An 18,044-nucleotide genomic window follows, 5' to 3' on the forward strand; every position below is an offset into this window, starting at 1 on the left:
GTGGAACAATTTGTCCTTACTTAGAAAGGAGGGAAAGTCGCTCGGCGGCTAACTATATGCCAAATAATCTAAACGAAGCTCAAGTCTCAGGCAACGAATCACAGCCATTGAATGTAAAGAAAGACGGAGGGGGATTTAAGCGAAAAAAGCTAAGAGATCCTCACGCACTCCATCCAGTAGCGAATTCGATTTTTAGTATTTTTCTTGGTGTGTTTACCTTCATGTGTGTCTTTCCGTTTCTCTACGTTATTATCATTTCCTTTACGAGTGAGGAAAGTATTGTAAGAAACGGGTTCCAAATCATTCCATCTGAGTGGAGTATGGATGCATATCACTATTTATGGGGTGTTAAAGAGCAACTACTTGGTTCTTACGGTATAACGATTATCGTAACGGTTGTTGGAACAATCGTTAGTGTTTTAATGATTTCCTTTTACTCTTATGCAATCTCGAGACCGCAGTTTAAATACAGAAGATTTTTCACAATGCTAGCATTTTTCACAATGCTATTTAGCGGTGGATTGGTTCCGACCTATATCGTCGTTACACAATTTTTAGGGTTAAAAAACACGATTTGGGCTTTGATCCTGCCACTTGCGATGAACGCTTTCTACATAATTATTATGAGAACCTTCTTCATGAAATCCGTTTCAGAGTCTATATTGGAGTCTGCCCGAATTGACGGAGCTAGTGAATGGAGAATCTTTTTCCAAATCGTTTTCCCACTGTCACTGCCGGGTATTGCCACAATCGCACTTTTCAGCACATTAGGTTACTGGAATGATTGGTTTACGGCATTACTCTATATAGATGATCCGAAATTGGTACCGCTTCAAGCGTTACTTATGAAAATTGAGGCAAATCTAGAATTCATGCGACAAAATGTGGAAGTTGGTTTAATGCAGCAAAGTCTATTTGATACATTGCCACAAGAATCAGCCAAAATGGCTATGGTTGTAATCGCCACTTTACCAATTGCTGTATCGTACCCATTCTTCCAAAAGTATTTTATTGGCGGATTGACAATTGGTGGCGTGAAAGAATAAAACAAGAAAAGGGGAGAAAAAACTATGAACAAAAGGTTTACAATGTTACTTGCGTTATTGCTAGCTGTTGGAACCATCCTTGCTGCTTGTGGCGGTAAAGATAGTTCTTCGTCGGATGGGGGAGGAAAAGATGGACAGCCATATGAAATTAAATGGTATACCATCGGAACTCCACAAAAAGATACTGAAAAAGTATTTGAAGAAGTGAATAAGTATTTGAAAGAAGAAATTAATGCGACAGTTAAAATGACGCAAATTGACTGGGGAGATTGGGATCAAAAATCTCAAGTAATGATTAACTCTGGTGAACCAGTAGATATTATCTTTGCAAGTGGAACTAAATATGTTCAAAATGCCCAAAAAGGTGCGTTCATAGCACTTGATGATTTGTTAGAGAACGAAGGGAAAGAACTAAAAGAAACGCTTGACCCTGCCCTATTAGAAGGTGTCAAAATTGATGGTCAAGTGTATGGTATTCCTGCCAACAAAGAGGCTGCTAGACAAACGGTTTATACGTTCAATAACGTTCTAGCTGAAAAATATGGCTTCGATTTGTCAACAGTAAAAACGTTGGAAGATTTGGAACCAATGTTGAAAATCATTAAAGAAAATGAGCCGGGCGTTACACCTATGGCAACATCTAAAGCATACTTACCATATGACTATATTTTCAACAATGAAATGCCGTTTGGTATCCCATTTGAAGGGGACACTGACCATGTCATTAACCCATTCGAATCTGACTTAACGATGGAAATCTACAAAACGATGCATAAGTATTATAAAGCTGGCTACTTAAAAGAAGATGCTGCAACGAGTAAAGATAGTTGGCCATTAGATGTAGCAAACTGGTTTGTCCGCTTGGGTGATTCACAGCCATATGCTGATTTACTATGGAGTCGGGCTGCAAAATATGAACTTGTTTCTGTTCCAGCTGAACAACCTGTGACAATTAATGATTCTGTTTCTGGGTCTATTCAAGCGATTTCAGCAACATCAAAAAATCCTGAAAAAGCAATGGAGTTTTTAAACTTATTGAACACAGACCCTTACCTACGTAACCTAGTGGACAAAGGACTTGAAGGCGTTCACTATGAGAAGAATGAAGACGGAAGGATTAAAGACCTTCCAGCACGTATCGAAAGTTATAACATTCCAACGTATTCAATTGGTAACTTCTTTACGTTATATTTATATGACACGGACCCAGTAGACAAATGGGATCAATTTAAAGTATTTAACGAATCAGCAACCGCTGCACCAACGCTTGGATTCCACTTTAACAATGCAGCGGTGAGAGCAGAAATCGCAGCGATTACAAATATTTCGAAAGAATTCTATCCAGCATTGGCAACAGGTTCTGTTGATCCAGAAGTATATTTGCCTAAATACAATAAGAAGTTAAAAGAAGCGGGCATAGATAAAGTGCTCCAAGAAATTCAAAAGCAGTATGATGAGTGGAAAAAAGATCAGTAATAAATAACAATCAATCACGCCTCGGCGGGATTGTGTCCGGATTTTGAATCGAGCTTGCTCGATTAACTCCTTTCAAAATCCGTGACATCCGCCGGAGGCTTTATCTGGATTCAGCAGGGGTTCGAACTTCCACTGAATGAAAAGCATCCTTCATTCAGTCCGCCACTTATGGAAGTGGCGGTCTTCTGCTGAATTCAGATAACGTCAAGCTGGAGGAAATACTCCAGCTTGATTTTGTGTCATTATCTATCTTGAAGCCCTATTTTATTGTGATATGCTTGAAGAAAATAAATGTAAATTTGAGGACTTCAACATGAAAATAAGAAGAAAAGGTCGATTTACTACGCAAAATATCTTTAATAAGTTATTTCTCATTTCATCCATCACAATCATTACGACGGTCATTATTTTAATCGTTACCATTACGAATTATTATTCGGATATTATTATCCAAAAAGAAGTTAATATTAGTACGAGAACATTGGAGAGGGTAGAAGATTACTTCAATGCTAAAGACGCAGATATTAACAGAGCGATGAAGGATTTGTATAGTAGAGGGGATATGCTTGAGGATATTTCTTATGCCCTTAACAATGGCTATGGAGAATACATAGAATACAGGTTAGATAAATTTTCCGATAAAGATTCATTTATACCAAGTAATATAGAGATATACTTTACCAGTTATTTTAGTCAAGATAACGATCTTAATGCGATTAGTTTACGTTCTTTGGAAAATCCCGCTATCGAATATTTGTTGATTAATAATTATACGCGGTGGAGAGAAAGTACGAATTATTTACCAAATAGTCGTGAGTTAACAAATACAATTACGAAAAAAATTGATATAAATAACCCAATAACACTAACAAAAATAGGGGAAATCTCATTTTACTATACAACAGAACAATTAGATAACATGTTAAATAGACATGAAGGCGCTCTTGCTACCTATTTTCTACTCGACAATGAAGGGAAGAGTATATATTCAAGTGATAAAGGTACTCCCTCAAATTTGCTAGAGAATGTAAGTCTTCGAACAAATGAAACGAAAATGAAATGGCAGCATGACAACTACTACATTAACACGGTTGCTAATAGTGGAGACTTTACGTATGTAAGTGTAATCCCAGACAAAGGTTGGAAGAAGCTCTCGATTGTCAGGGGAACGATGTGGATCGTGATTACTTTACTCATTGCTGTTGCTATTTTAATTTCATATTCCTTTACTCATAATTATTCGAGGAGAATTACAAATATTATTTCGATTATACGTCAGGTGGAAAATGGAAATCTTAACGCAAGGATTCCGGAATCCAAACATGATGATGAATTATCGAAAATTGCCGTTAATATCAATTCAATGTTAGAAGAATTGAACAATTATATTGAACAGTTCTATTTGTTGAATCTGAAGCAACAGCACGCAGAATTGAAAGCGCTACAAGCACAGATTGATCCGCATTTTTTGTTCAATACACTAGAAGCAATCCGAATGGTAGCGGTAATGGAAGGATCGAAAACTTCCGGTAAAATGATATTCCATTTATCTAAGCTCTTTCGCTATTCATTGGAATCAAAAGACGTAGTGCCACTTTATACAGAAATTGAATACTTGAATCAATATATATCATTAATGCAATTCAAATTTCCAAATAAATTGCAAGTGTATTTTGATATTCCGAGTGAAGTGGAACAAATTATGGTACAAAAACTTATTTTACAACCGATTATTGAAAATTACTTTATTCACGGCTTCAAAAAAGGTCAGTCGGACAATACATTAATTATTCGAGCAGTAAAGCTAGGTGATATGATTACAGTGCGAGTGGAAGACAATGGAAAAGGAATGACGGAAGTAGAACTTTCAACTATTTTGCGACATATTAATCTTGATGAGGGTGATGAAATGAAATCAATCGGATTAAGAAATATTCATCAACGACTAAAGCTAAAATATGGCGAACAATTTGGCATTGCACTAAAGAGTATCAAAGACCAGGGAACGATTGTGACACTATCTATTCCGGTACAGGGGAACTATCATGTTTAAGGTATTGTTGGCAGATGATGAGCCAATGATAACCCTTGGACTTCAAGCATTGTTAGACTGGGAGGATTATGGGTTTGAAATTGTCTATACGGCAGAAAGCGGGGAAGAAGCGCTTACCTATATACAAGAACATCAAATTGACCTGTTGATTACTGATATTAGGATGTTGGAAATTTCTGGATTGGAATTAATTAAAGAAGCGAAAAATATCCAACCTCACATGAAAAGTATCGTGCTAACCGGTTATCAAGAGTTCGATTATATAAAAGAGGGTCTACGATTAGGCATCGAAAACTATTTGGTAAAACCGGTGGATGAGGAAGAGTTATTGATGTCTGTTCAAAATATAGGCCGTAAGTTGAATTTGGCGTCTGTAGAAGTAGCACCTATGCCAAGTGAGGATTCGATTACATTAATGGACAATACACTTTGGCGATTTCTCAATGGAGAAATTGAAAAAAATGATTGTCTAGAGCGATTAGCCCTTTATAATATCCAGTTTCACGAGCCGTATTATACGATTTCAATTTTAAGTTTCGAATATTTTCAGGACCTTGCAGTGACAAAAAGGATTCGAGATTTTATAGAAGAACACTATAACGCCGTCTGTTTTTATAGCCCTAACCAAGAATTGATAGTCATCTTTGGCGGGATGAGCAAGCAAGATGTCGTCAACCAAAATCAAAGTTTAGTGGAAAAACTTAGGGATGGCCAATGGGAAACAGGTTCATTTTATGTATCTATGGGAAGAACAATTACGGCGATAGAGGGACTAGAAGAAAGCTATTCACTCGCTAGGGAGCATAATCTCATGCAGCTATATTTAGAACCTAACGTCCTTATTTCAGATGGACTAGCCATCAATCGGCAGGAGGAAGTAAAAAGAAAACAAGAATTTAAGGAAAGTTTAGTCAAGGCACTGTTACATGGGGATGAAGCCGCATTAGATATGATTGAAATTTTCTTGGACAGTGTGACAAAGAAGTCGAAATATATTTCTCCACAAGTAGCGAAAAAATATGTTTTGGATCTGATGTCCTACATTCATTATTCGATACAGCCTGATGAACTGCCACTTTATACGGCATCCGTTGAACGAATGGTGTATGCGACAGCTATTCAGCAATTGAAAGTGATTTTACAGGACTACTGTCAGGAATTAATGTTAACAATCCAAAATCAAGGTCATATGCGGAGTCCAATAGTCCAAAATGTCTTGAACCATATTCATACCCATTATGATGAGGGATTATCATTAAAAACATTGGGACAGCAATTCCATGTCAATACGATCTATCTAGGGCAATTATTTCAGAAGGAAGTGGGCGTTGTCTTCTCTGATTATATAAATCATTATCGACTGGAAAAGGCAAAGGAATTGTTAAAAACAACGCATTTCCGTGCGGGGGAAATCGGTAAAAAAGTAGGGTACTCTGATTCTACTTATTTTTATAAGCAGTTTAGAAGAGTTGTAGGAATTACGCCGAGTGAATGGAGAAAAATCTAAATGTAAACTACAAGAAACGGGTGATAGCATATGGAAAATACGAATGTAGAAAGTAAAACGACTTATTCATTTCCGGAGAATTTTTGGTGGGGGAGTGCGGCATCTGGTCCTCAAACAGAAGGAGCTGCTCAAGTGGATGGAAGAAAACCAAGTATGTGGGATTATTGGCACAGCATTGATCCAGAAAGTTTCCATAATGGAGTTGGACCCGAAAATACTTCTGATTTCTATCATCGCTACAGACATGATATAGCACTTATGAAAAAAACGGGTCATAATTCATTCCGCACTTCGATTCAATGGTCACGGTTAATACCAGATGGTGTTGGAGAGGTGAATCAGTTAGCAGTTGATTTTTATGGGCGGGTGATTGATGAACTTATTGCCAATGACATTGAGCCGTTTATCAATTTATATCACTTCGATATGCCAATGTGTATGCAGGAAAAAGGCGGATGGGAAAGTCGAGAAGTGGTGGATGCCTACGTGAATTTTGCTACAACCTGCTTTCGTTTATTTGGAGACCGTGTGAAATATTGGTTCACATTCAATGAACCGATTGTCCCGGTTGAAGCGAGTTATTTATATCAATGGCATTATCCGAAAATCGTCGATTTCAAACGTGGGGCGCAAGTAGCCCACAATACGGTTGTTGCTCACGCTAGGGCAGTCGAGGCTTTTAAAAAGTTGCAGTTAGACGGGGAAATCGGGATTATTCTTAACTTGACACCCTCTTATCCGAGAAGTGAAGACGTTGAAGATGTGAAGGCTGCTCATATTGCCGATTTAATTTTTAATCGTAGCTTCCTTGACCCGGTGACGAAGGGTGAATATCCGAAAGACTTAGTTGAGATTTTACGGGAGCGAAATCTGCTACCTATTATAGAAGCAGATGATTTAACAGTCATTAAAAATAATCCAATCGATATGTTAGGCGTCAACTACTACCAGCCGCGTCGAGTAAAGGCGAAAGAAACACCGATTCCGGATGGAGAGGCATTTATGCCAGAGCATCTATTCGATCCTTATATTATGCCGGGGCGTAAAATCAACCCACATCGCGGTTGGGAAATCTGTGAAGAAGTGATTTATGACATTATGGTCGATCTGCGCGATAACTATGGAAATCTTCCGTTTTTCATCTCCGAGAATGGTATGGGCGTGGAAGGGGAAGAGAAATTCCGCAATGCTGAAGGGTTCATAGAGGATGATTATCGCATTGAATTTATCCAAGAACATTTGAAATGGATGCATAAAGGGATTCAAGAAGGGGCCAATTGTCTCGGTTATCACTTATGGACATTTATGGATAACTGGTCTTGGGCCAATGCCTATAAAAATCGCTATGGATTAGTAGAAGTAGATTTACAACAGGACTTCAAACGAACAGTGAAAAAATCGGGAAGATGGTATAAACAATTATCTGAAAACAATGGTTTTTGAGGCCGGGGGAATGAAAGATGAAAGCCTATATGGTATTCGATGTTGGCGGGACTTACATAAAATACTCCGTCATGAACGAAGGGGCAGAGAAGCTTGCAAGCGGCAAAGTACCAACTCCACAAGACGATTTGGAGATTTTTTTAGAGGACATTCATAACATTGTAAATGAATTTGAAAATGCATTTGATTTGAGGGGGATTGCCATAAGTTCCCCAGGTGCCGTAAATACAAAGACCGGGTTTATTGGTGGGGCAAGCGCAATTCCTTATATACACGGCGTCTGCATGACGGATCTAATACGACAACGGACAGGGCTTCCCGTAACAATTGAAAATGATGCCAATTGTGCTGCTCTGGCAGAGGGCTGGATTGGTGCAGCAAAAGATACGGATTATTACATCTGTATTGTCATTGGAACTGGAATTGGCGGAAGTATCGTTATGAATCATTCTATTTTGCGTGGGGCAAATCTGCATGGTGGAGAGTTTGGCTATATGATTATGAACGACGCGAGCAGGTCATCAGGTAAAAAGGATCTTCAATCTACTTGGAGTCTAACGGCCTCTACCCGAGCACTCGTTACTGAACTAGAAGCGAAAAAATCACTACCAATGGGGACATTAACTGGGGAAGAAGTATTTCATCTAGCCGAATCAAAAGATGTAGCGGCCCAAGAAAGTATTAGGCAGTTTTATAAAAAACTAGCGATTGGCATTTACAATTTGCAGTATTCGCTTGACCCTGAAAAAATTCTTATTGGCGGCGGGATTAGTAAGCGTAAGGAAGTCACTGAGGGCATTAATGCTGAATTATCGTTATTAAAAGATGATACTTCAACGTTAACGATTGAAGTTGAAGCTTGTCAATTTGACAATGATGCTAATTTAATAGGAGCCTTGTTTCATTTCCTAAAAGTGCATGAACCATCAATAATCTCATAATCGGGAGGAAGCTAAATATGTTTGGTGCAATTGAAGCTGGAGGAACAAAATTTGTTTGTGCGGTGGGTGATGAGAAAGGGATTATTATAGAGCGAATTTCGATTCCTACTACCGTGCCGGAGGAGACGATGGCGCAGGTCATCACTTTTTTTGAAAAATATCAACTGGATGCGATAGGTGTCGGCTCATTTGGTCCGATTGATATTAATGAGGAGAGTCCAACTTATGGAATGATTACTTCTACGCCAAAATTGCCGTGGCGAAACTATCATTTTTTGCAAGCGATGAAAGATGCTTTTTCAGTGCCTATTGGTTTCAACACTGACGTGAATGCGGCAGCTCTCGGGGAGTCTGTCCACGGTGCTGCCAAAGGGCTGGATAGCTGCTTATACATAACGGTTGGCACTGGAGTCGGAGCCGGCGCAGTCGTTCAAGGTAAGTTGCTTCAAGGATTGTCACACCCAGAAATGGGCCATATTCTCGTAAGACGCCATCCAGATGACAACTATCAAGGTAAATGTCATTATCACAGCGACTGTTTGGAAGGTTTAGCGGCAGGTCCCGCGATTGAGGGGCGCTGGGGTAAAAAAGGGATTGATTTGGTAGACAAGCAGGAAGTATGGGAATTGGAGGGCTATTATATCGCGCAAGCACTTATGCAGTATATCTTGATCCTTTCACCCAAAAAGATTATTCTTGGTGGCGGCGTGTTGAAACAGAAACAAGTATTTGCTTCAGTTTATAAGTACTTACCGGAGCTTATGGGAGGGTATGTTGAATTGCCGGAGCTATCTGAATACATCGTTAGCCCTGGACTAGGAGATGATGCCGGGATTACGGGTTCGCTGTTGCTAGCCCATCAGGCATTTAATCATAACTCTTTAAAAATCTGATGATTGTCGATTGCAGTCACGATTTTAAAAAGGGTGAACCGTCGTATACCGAACGGTACGTCTGGCTAATCAATTTGTCAGTGTCCAGCTCCAGCGCCTAGGAGTTACAGATGCCCAGCGCTTTTCAAAAATCATAATAATCTCTATACTGACGTATATAGCCTGTTCATGGGATAATGTACGAAGAATGTGAGGTTGAAGAGAATGAACTTTCAAGATTATCGATTAAGTAACGAAATTATACGAGCGCTAGACGGGCTCGGTTATTCTTCTCCGACGGAGGTGCAGGAGAACGTAATTCCTGTTGCATTAGATCGTCATGATTTGGTTGTTAAATCACAGACGGGAAGCGGTAAAACGGCTGCGTTTGGGATTCCGATTTGTGAAATGGTGAACTGGGATGAGAATAAGCCACAGGCACTTATTTTAACGCCGACACGTGAATTGGCCGATCAGGTCAAGGACGATATAACGAACATTGGTCGCTTTAAGCGGATTAAAGCAGCTGCGGTATACGGTAAGCATCCTTTTGCTTATCAAAAGGAAGAGCTCAAGCAAAAATGCCACGTCGTTGTTGGGACACCGGGGCGCGTTTTCGATCATATCGAGCGTGGGACATTGGTGCTCGATAAAATCGATTATTTGGTGTTAGATGAAGCCGATGAAATGTTGAATATGGGCTTTATTGACCAAGTCGAGTCAATCATTAGTCAATTGCCGAAAAATAGAACGACGATGCTTTTTTCTGCGACACTTCCAGAGAAAATAGCGAAATTGAGTAGTAAATACTTACTCAATCCGAAAAATATTGAGATTGCTTCAACTGTAACGTTAACGGATCAAATCGACCATTCGTTGATTGTCGTTAGAGAGCAGCAGAAATTTGATTTGTTGCGTGATGTGACAGTTGTTGAAAATCCGGACAGCTGTATCGTATTCTGTCGGACGAAGGACCAGGTGGATGGGGTTACTGAACAGCTTGAGAAGTTTTTTTATACATGCGATAAACTACATGGCGGCATGATGCAGGAAGATCGCTTTACTGTAATAGATGCGTTCAAACGCGGTGAGTTCCGTTACTTGGTGGCGACTGATGTTGCAGCACGCGGGATTGATATTGATAGCATTACACATGTCATTAATTATGATATTCCTTTAGAGACTGAAAGTTACGTTCACAGAGTAGGACGAACAGGACGAGCGGGTAAAAGAGGGAAGGCAATTTCGTTTGTCACGCCTAATGAAGATAAATTCCTAGCGGATATTGAGGCATATATAGGTTTTGAAATTCCGCAAAGAAATGCACCATCCCGTCAATCCGTTGAGGCGGCAAAGGATGCGTTCATTGAAAAAATGGAGCGCATTCCCAAGTTGAAAAAGACGAAAAGTGCCCTTGTGGACAAAGATATTATGAAGCTGTATTTCAATGGTGGCAAAAAGAAAAAGCTACGGGCATTTGACTTTGTGGGTACCATTACAAACATTCCGGGCGTTACGGGTGAAGATATTGGCATCATTAAAATCCAAGATACCGAGACGTATATTGATATACTCAATGGCAAGGGAAAACTTGTGTTGGATGCAATGAGAACGACGACTGTAAAAGGCAAGCAATTGAAAGTGCATAAAGCGAATAAATAAAATATAGACCACAACAATTAAGACTGAACCCTATATCTGGGATTCAGCGAAGTGGTATAAATAACATATTAAACGTACCAAATGGTTTCGATTAGCACCTTACTAGAGCATCGCATTTAGCGATGCTTTTCTTTTTTCTTATAATTCGACCTGACTAACAACCTGTTTGAATGGGGGTAACATAGTGACCATTCCTAAAAAAGTTTAGAGAACGTATTAATGGCGTGATATTTCGATTTGAATAAAATGCAAATAGGCCGTTTAGAACGTTTGTATATTTATTATGGAAAGTATTTATAACTATATAACTATAATAACTTGACTACTAAAGTCATGATGGCTATTATTGGGATGAATAGTTGTGCTGTCTATCAGGGATGTTTTTTGCTGAACAGGAAGAAGTCTAGTGACCATTAAGAAGTAAGAAGGGGTTATTGTCATGCATGTACATAGAAGATTTCGTTCGAAAAACTATCAAGAATCGATGATTGATTTTACCCAAACACAGTCCGTAAAAATCGATGTGGACAAATTCCCGGAAGTACAAAAACAAATTGAAATGATCCATTTAACTACGCGAGATTTGGAGATGCTTCGACATTTAAAGCCACATATCGATCCTTTTCTGACAAAGGTTGTCGATGAATTTTACAAAGCACTTACAGTTGAATCATCGTTAGTGCAAATTATTGATTCGAATAAGAGTATAGATCGTCTAAAAATCTCACTGACAAGTCATTTAAAAGAAATGTTTGATGGTTGTATAGACGCTAATTATCTTCAGCAACGAAAAGTAATTGCGCATGTTCACGTACGAATCGGATTAGAACCAAAATGGTATATGGGCGCTTTCGAATCTTTGTTTACGGAGTTCTCCTTCTTCGTTGAAAACTTACTCATTTCACCGAAAGATAGACTGGAATTGATACGTGCGTTCTATAGAGTCTTGAACTTGGAACAGCAATTAGTGCTGGAAGCCTACGAGGATAAGCATGAACAGCGAAGAACAGAAGAAATGAAGTTCAAAGCAACCATTAAACAACAAGTACTTAGTACTTCACAAGAATTAGCTACTATAAGTGAAGAAACAAGTGCTTCTATTGAGCAATTGGCGGTTGAAGCCATGACAATTAGGGACTCGACAATAGAGAGTTTGTCTTTAGTAACAGATACTGAACAAAAATCGCATGTAGGAACGGATTTATTGATCAATCAAACAAAGCAAATAGAAGCGATCATCGAAAGTAATCGAGACTTGAAGGCGAAGATGGGCCAAGTACAGGCATCATCGAGTCAAGTTCGCGATGTTGTTGACTTAGTGACTGCCATAGCTAATCAAACAAATTTACTTGCTTTAAATGCTGCGATTGAGGCAGCGCGGGCGGGGCAGCATGGAGCCGGATTTGCGGTGGTTGCTAAGGAAGTGCGCAAGCTTTCTGAAGACACAAAAGAGGCAATCGGAAACGTAACAGGTTTAATAGAAAACACTGATGAAGGTATTGTAGATATGATGAAATCAGTATCTGCTATGCAAAAACTTGTTTACAACAGTGCGGAAAGTAGTAAGTGTGTAATCAGCTCATTTGATGTTATCGTCCAGTCAATGGCTGGTATTAAAGAACAAAGTGAACAGTCAAACTCTGATATAAGCACTATTTCCGAAATACTAAATGAAATAAATAAAGCGGTTCAAATACTTGCCTTTTCATCAGATCGACTCTTAGAGACAATTGAAGATCTTTAAGAAGAACTACTTACTTTACTGGCTTGGCTTAGAAAAAGAGGTGAAAGTTGTATGCATTCTATGCACGGGACTCATAATTTTACATTGGTAGCACTGTCATTATTGTTTGCATTTTTAACTTCACTCACGGCGATAGAGACTGTAAGAAGAACTAATTTCTCCGTAGGTTGGCAAAGGAAGTTATGGCTGTTTGGTGGATCAGCTGCAATGGGTATCGGCATTTGGGCGATGCACTTTATTGCGATGCTTGCCTTTAAACTGCCAGTTCCTGTTCAGTACGATATTTTACTTGTACTCGTTTCAATCATAGTTGCTATTTCGGCTTCCTTGTGTGGGTTGTATGTTAGTTACAAGTCAAATATGAACAGCTTGAATTTGGTTTTCGGTGGCTGCTTTATGGGAGTAGGGATAAGTGGCATGCACTACATTGGCATGGCCGCGATGAAAGGCATACGTATTACTTACGACCCCTTCCTTGTCGTTGTTTCCCTGGTGCTTGCAATCAGTGCTTCGATTATTGCATTAATGTTGGCCTTTCGATTCCGCGGGAGCCGTAACGGGGTAAGTAGTAATACGAAACTAGTTAGCGCAACGGTGATGGGAATAGCCATTTCTAGTATGCACTATACAGGCATGTTTGCAGCAACTATCGTGCCAGACAATTCTAGTGTGGGAAAAGTAGTTGTTGCTCTTGATACGAGTTCGATTGTTGTCGGGTTAACGATGGGTACCATCGTAATATTAGGTATTGTACTTGCGATTTCTTTCGTTCTGGATCGGAGACTAGAGGAAGAAATGACCTTTAAGGGGGCCATTCTTGAGTCAGTGTTAGATTGTTTGATCATCATTGACCATAAAGGGAATATTATCGAATGCAATCCAGCGTCGGTGAGGACATTTGGCTATATACAGGAAGAGTTAATTGGACATAATTTAAAAAATAAACTCTTAGTGCAGCCATCTGCGAAACAAGCAGAAGTTCCTAGCATCACAGCGAGTGATGGAAAGATGATATGTGATCAGCGTTTAGAAACCATCGGCGTTCGGTGTGACGGTGACGAGTTTCCAATAGAACTAACCATTACGAAAATAAAGCGGGAGGGACTACCGTTATTTACGGTATATGCCCGAGATATCACAAAGGTAAAGCAGTCCGAGGACATAATCAAGAAAATGGCGTACCGAGATTTCCTGACAAGTTTACCAAATCGACGTTTTTTCAATGAACATCTCCGTATGGCTTTAAAAGAAGCGGAAGCGCATCAGACAAAGGTAGCTGTTCTATATTTAGATTTGGATGGATTTAAACTTATCAATGATTCTATGGGTCATACCGTTGGAGATCTAATGCTGAAAAGTGTTGCAGAAAGACTGCAGAACTGTATGGAAACACAGAATACAGTCGCCCGAAATGGTGGTGACGAGTTTACGATTATTTTGAATGGGACAACCAGACAGGAAGCGGAAAATATAGTGGGAAAACTCATCCAATCCTTGGCTCAGCCTTTTGATCTTGAAGGTCATGAAGCATTCATCACAACGAGTATTGGCATAGCCATGTATCCGTCAGATGGTGAAAATCAGGAAACGCTGGTGAAACATGCTGATATTGCTATGTATGAAGCGAAAGAACAGGGGAGGAATGGTTATTCATTTTTCAGAAAGGGAACTGATTTACAAGTTTTACAGAAACTACAGCTGGTAAATGAGTTGAGAATGGCGTTGGAACGTGACGAGTTTGTTGTGTACTATCAACCCAGACTTCATGTGGATAGTGGGCAAATTATTGGGGTAGAAGCATTGGTTAGGTGGAATCATCCTGAAAAGGGGTTCATTTCACCTGATGATTTTATTCCGCAAGCGGAAGAATCGGGGTTGATTGTCCCGATTGGAAATTGGGTGTTGCGAACTGCGGTTGCCCAATGTAAAAAGTGGCAGGATAATTCGTTACCGTTAGAGATGTCTGTCAATCTATCCGCTGTGCAGTTTCAAAAACCTGAACTTGTAAAAATGGTTTCAGAAACACTACAAGATGAGGGATTGGCCCCCGAATTGCTGAATCTGGAAATCACAGAAAACATGATGATGGATGCAGAATACTCTATTCAAGTATTACGCGAATTAAAAAAGCTAGGCGTTCAGATTAGTATAGATGATTTTGGAACAGGCTATAACTCGCTTAGTTATTTGAAGAAAATGCCGATTGATCATATCAAAGTTGATAGATCTTTTTTGCGGAATGTGACCAGTGATTCAGAAAATGCTGCTATTGTGAGGGCGATTATTTCCATCGCGCGAAGTTTGCAGTTAAATGTCATTGCAGAAGGCGTCGAAGATGAGGAGCAACTAGCATTTCTAACAGAATTGCACTGCGAAGAAATACAAGGGTATCTGTTAAGCCCACCCATTCCTGCTGCGAAGTTGGAAATGCTAGTCGCTAACCATATTAATCATGGGTTATAGAATTGCTTGGTAATCCGAAATGAAGAACGCCAGTCCCCAGCGGTTTCAATTACACTGAAACCGTCGGGAGCTGGCTTTTAATGTTGCCCGGAATTTGGCAGGCATAGACGTGTCTACAGTAGTTATTTCTGCAAAACAGCGTAATGCTCGCGCATAGTATTTGTAGCCGCGACCATATTTTTTAAAGCTGCAATGGTTTCTTCATGCTTTCTTGTTTTTAAACCGCAATCGGGGTTAATCCAAAATTGGTTGGGTTCTAGTACGCCAAGGCCTTGTTCGATGACGTCAATCATTTCTTTGACTTCGGGAACCCGAGGGCTATGGATATCGTAGACGCCGAGACCAATACCTTTGTCGTAAGAGAAGTCATTGAAGGCGGAAACGAGATCGCCGTGGCTTCGTGATGTTTCGATGGAGATGACGTCTGCATCCAGCCCACTGATCGAGTCGATGAAGTCGTTGAATTCACAGTAGCACATATGCGTATGGATTTGCGTTGTATCTTGTACGGACGCTGTCGCTAGTCTAAATGCGTTGATGGCCCACTCCAGGTAGTCGTTCCATTCCGACTTTTTGAGCGGTAAGCCTTCGCGAAGAGCGGGTTCGTCTACTTGAATGATGTGAATGCCAGCCTCTTCCAACGCTTCGACTTCTTTTCGTAGCGCAAGTGCGATTTGGTAGGTGACATCTTTACGCGAAATGTCGTCGCGTACAAATGACCAGTTCAAAATGGTGACAGGGCCCGTCAACATTCCTTTCATCGGTTTGTTCGTTAAGGATTGAGCGTAGACAGATTCTTCTACGGTCATGGGGTTGATGAATGTCACATCACCGTAAATAACGGGTGGTTTGACACAGCGTGAACCGTAGGAAACGACCCAAGCTTTCTCGGTGAAGACAAAGCCGCCCAATTTTTCGCCGAAATATTCGACCATGTCCGTCCGTTCAAATTCACCGTGAACAAAGACATCTAGCCCGATATCTTCTTGAATGTCGATCCATTGTTTGATTTCATTGCGGACGAAGTCGCGGTATTGTACATCCGTCGATTCACCTTTGCGCCATTTTGTTCGTGCACGGCGAACTTCCGGTGTCTGTGGGAAACTACCGATTGTTGTTGTTGGTAATAGTGGCAATTTAAAGTAGTCCTGCTGTTTGTCACGACGTTCTTTGAATGGCGAATGACGCTGACCATCTTGTACGCTGATGTTTTGCACGGCTTGCAGTAAACCAGGGTGATTTCTTGCAGGCAGATCTTCAAGATTTTGACGAGCAGTTAAACTTGTTGCCACCGCATCTGCGATCGCTTGATTCCCTTCGCGCAGGCCTTTAACGAGCGTTGTGACTTCCACAAGCTTTTCATCTGCAAAAGCAAGCGCGGCTTTAATCGTTGCATCCAGTTTTTCTTCCGATTGTACGGTAACTGGAACGTGAAGCAGACTGCTTGAAGGTTGTACCCACATGCGATCTGTTGGAACGAGCTTTGTCAACGCATCAAGCAAACTCGCTTTTTCTTTCAAATCTGCACGCCAGATGTTGCGTCCATCAATGAGGCCGACAGCAAGGGTTTTATCTACTGGGAAACTGTGTGCTTGCAATTGTTCAAGATTCTTATCTGCACCTTGCGCGAAATCTAGACCAATACCAGCTACAGGAAGGGCAACAACCTCTTCATAGTTCTCGAGTGCGTCAAAATATGTTTGTAGCATAATTTTAGTATGCGGAGCTACCGTACTTAGTTGTTTGTAAATTTCGGAGACGGTTTGGATGTCATCTTTCGTCAGTGACGTTGAGAGAATCGGTTCTTCGAGTTGAACCCACTGCGCCCCTGCTTCTGCTAATTCGTTAAGAATTTGGCCGTAAAGGGGAATCAATTGCAAAATGAATGCCGGGATATCCTTTTTGTCATAGCCTTTTGATAGTTTTAAAAACGTATATGGGCCAATTAAAACAGGCTTGCCGTCAATATTCAATTTTTCTTTCGCTTCCAGATAGGCAGTAAGTGGTTTGTTCTCTGTCAGTACTAGTTTTTTCTGACCATATTCTGGCACGATGTAATGGTAGTTTGCGTTGAACCATTTTGTCATTTCTGACGCAACTGCTTGATCATTGCCGCGTGCAATCGAGAAATACGTGGCAAGCGATACATCTCCGCCAGACCATCCAAAGCGCTCAGGAATCATGCCGAACATCACAGCTGTATCGAGCATCCGGTCGTAAAGCGTGAAATCACCGACAGGAATCAAGTCAATCCCCGCATCCTTTTGTTTTTGAAGACGTTCCAGCCGAAGTGTTTCGATTTCTGCGTGGAATAGGTCTTCCTCCAATTTTCCAGTCCAAAAAGCCTCGAGTGCTTTTTTCCATTCCCTGTTGCCCCCGATATATGGGTAACCAATCGTACTGCTGATCATTGACATACCGTTTCGTCTCCTCTTTTTGTGAAGTGAAGAAGTGTTTTTTAGCTTCTTAGGCAACAAAAAAACACTTCTAACGAGGGTTAGAAATGTTTACGTAGTTGATTCCGCTAGTTACGGATCGTACATGTGTGCCGCGGCACACATATCATTTGCGTTTGCATTCTAACACTCCCTATCGACCGTAGGGTAGAGCGTTACAAAAATAGGCAGCTATCTGGCTTCAGCAAATTTGCTGTTACAGTGGCGGGACCGCGCCGGATTATCGTTTCACCGGCTTCTCTATTAAGATCTGACAAATGTACGACTCATCAGACCACCTATTTCCATTGCTTTACTATTTAGTTATCGATGTGTTCAAAGCTATCATGTATCTATTATTCTGTCAAACGGAATATTACGAAAGAGTTTGAAAAAACGCCA

General features: G+C 40.4%; 11 protein-coding genes and 1 riboswitch. Of the genes, 10 read left to right on the plus strand and 1 reads right to left on the minus strand.

The features are described from left to right. Positions 1-56: 56 nt before the first annotated feature. The 10 genes from ACIQ0H_RS08915 to ACIQ0H_RS08960 all read left to right on the plus strand — a co-directional run bounded on the left by ACIQ0H_RS08915 (position 57) and on the right by ACIQ0H_RS08960 (position 15,207). Positions 57-1,046 (plus strand): carbohydrate ABC transporter permease, encoded by a 990-nt coding sequence (locus tag ACIQ0H_RS08915; RefSeq protein WP_403413505.1) that lies wholly within the window; start codon positions 57-59, stop codon positions 1,044-1,046. A 24-nt stretch (positions 1,047-1,070) separates the two neighbouring features. Beyond that, a complete protein-coding gene (locus ACIQ0H_RS08920; RefSeq protein ID WP_403413507.1) occupies positions 1,071-2,522 on the plus strand; it encodes an ABC transporter substrate-binding protein in 1,452 nt (483 codons plus the stop codon). A 313-nt stretch (positions 2,523-2,835) separates the two neighbouring features. After that, positions 2,836-4,575 carry a sensor histidine kinase gene (locus tag ACIQ0H_RS08925; protein ID WP_403413509.1) on the plus strand — a complete coding sequence of 580 codons (1,740 nt, stop codon included), beginning with the start codon at positions 2,836-2,838 and terminating at the stop codon, positions 4,573-4,575. Then, a complete protein-coding gene (locus ACIQ0H_RS08930; RefSeq protein ID WP_403413511.1) occupies positions 4,568-6,082 on the plus strand; it encodes a response regulator in 1,515 nt (504 codons plus the stop codon). The genes ACIQ0H_RS08925 and ACIQ0H_RS08930 overlap by 8 nt, the downstream gene beginning before the upstream one ends. Before the next feature lie 30 nt (positions 6,083-6,112). Further along, on the plus strand, positions 6,113-7,525 hold the full coding sequence (locus tag ACIQ0H_RS08935) for a glycoside hydrolase family 1 protein (protein WP_403413513.1): 1,413 nt from the start codon (positions 6,113-6,115) through the stop codon (positions 7,523-7,525). 17 nt (positions 7,526-7,542) lie between these two features. Beyond that, positions 7,543-8,466, plus strand: a complete 924-nt coding sequence (locus tag ACIQ0H_RS08940) for an ROK family protein (protein WP_403413515.1) — start codon at positions 7,543-7,545, stop codon at positions 8,464-8,466. Positions 8,467-8,483: 17 nt separating this feature from the next. Beyond that, a complete protein-coding gene (locus ACIQ0H_RS08945) occupies positions 8,484-9,359 on the plus strand; it encodes an ROK family protein (RefSeq protein WP_403413517.1) in 876 nt (291 codons plus the stop codon). A gap of 195 nt (positions 9,360-9,554) precedes the next feature. Beyond that, the gene (locus tag ACIQ0H_RS08950; RefSeq protein ID WP_403413519.1) at positions 9,555-11,000 is read left to right on the plus strand and encodes a DEAD/DEAH box helicase; all 1,446 of its coding nucleotides are present in this window, start codon (positions 9,555-9,557) and stop codon (positions 10,998-11,000) included. A gap of 439 nt (positions 11,001-11,439) precedes the next feature. Then, positions 11,440-12,744: a protoglobin domain-containing protein gene (locus tag ACIQ0H_RS08955; protein WP_403413521.1), complete on the plus strand. Its 1,305-nt coding sequence runs from the start codon at positions 11,440-11,442 to the stop codon at positions 12,742-12,744. A gap of 51 nt (positions 12,745-12,795) precedes the next feature. Further along, positions 12,796-15,207: an EAL domain-containing protein gene (locus ACIQ0H_RS08960; RefSeq protein WP_403413523.1), complete on the plus strand. Its 2,412-nt coding sequence runs from the start codon at positions 12,796-12,798 to the stop codon at positions 15,205-15,207. Between the two features lie 122 nt (positions 15,208-15,329). Here ACIQ0H_RS08960 and metE read toward each other — a convergent pair whose 3' ends face one another. Continuing rightward, a complete protein-coding gene (gene metE, locus ACIQ0H_RS08965; protein WP_403414458.1) occupies positions 15,330-17,618 on the minus strand; it encodes a 5-methyltetrahydropteroyltriglutamate--homocysteine S-methyltransferase in 2,289 nt (762 codons plus the stop codon). A 194-nt stretch (positions 17,619-17,812) separates the two neighbouring features. After that, a riboswitch (cobalamin riboswitch) is annotated at positions 17,813-17,960 on the minus strand. Between the last annotated feature and the right edge of the window lie 84 nt (positions 17,961-18,044).

It is taken from the genome of Sporosarcina sp. NPDC096371, from assembly GCF_044762865.1.
In the GTDB taxonomy this organism is placed as follows: Bacteria; Bacillota; Bacilli; order Bacillales_A; family Planococcaceae; genus Sporosarcina.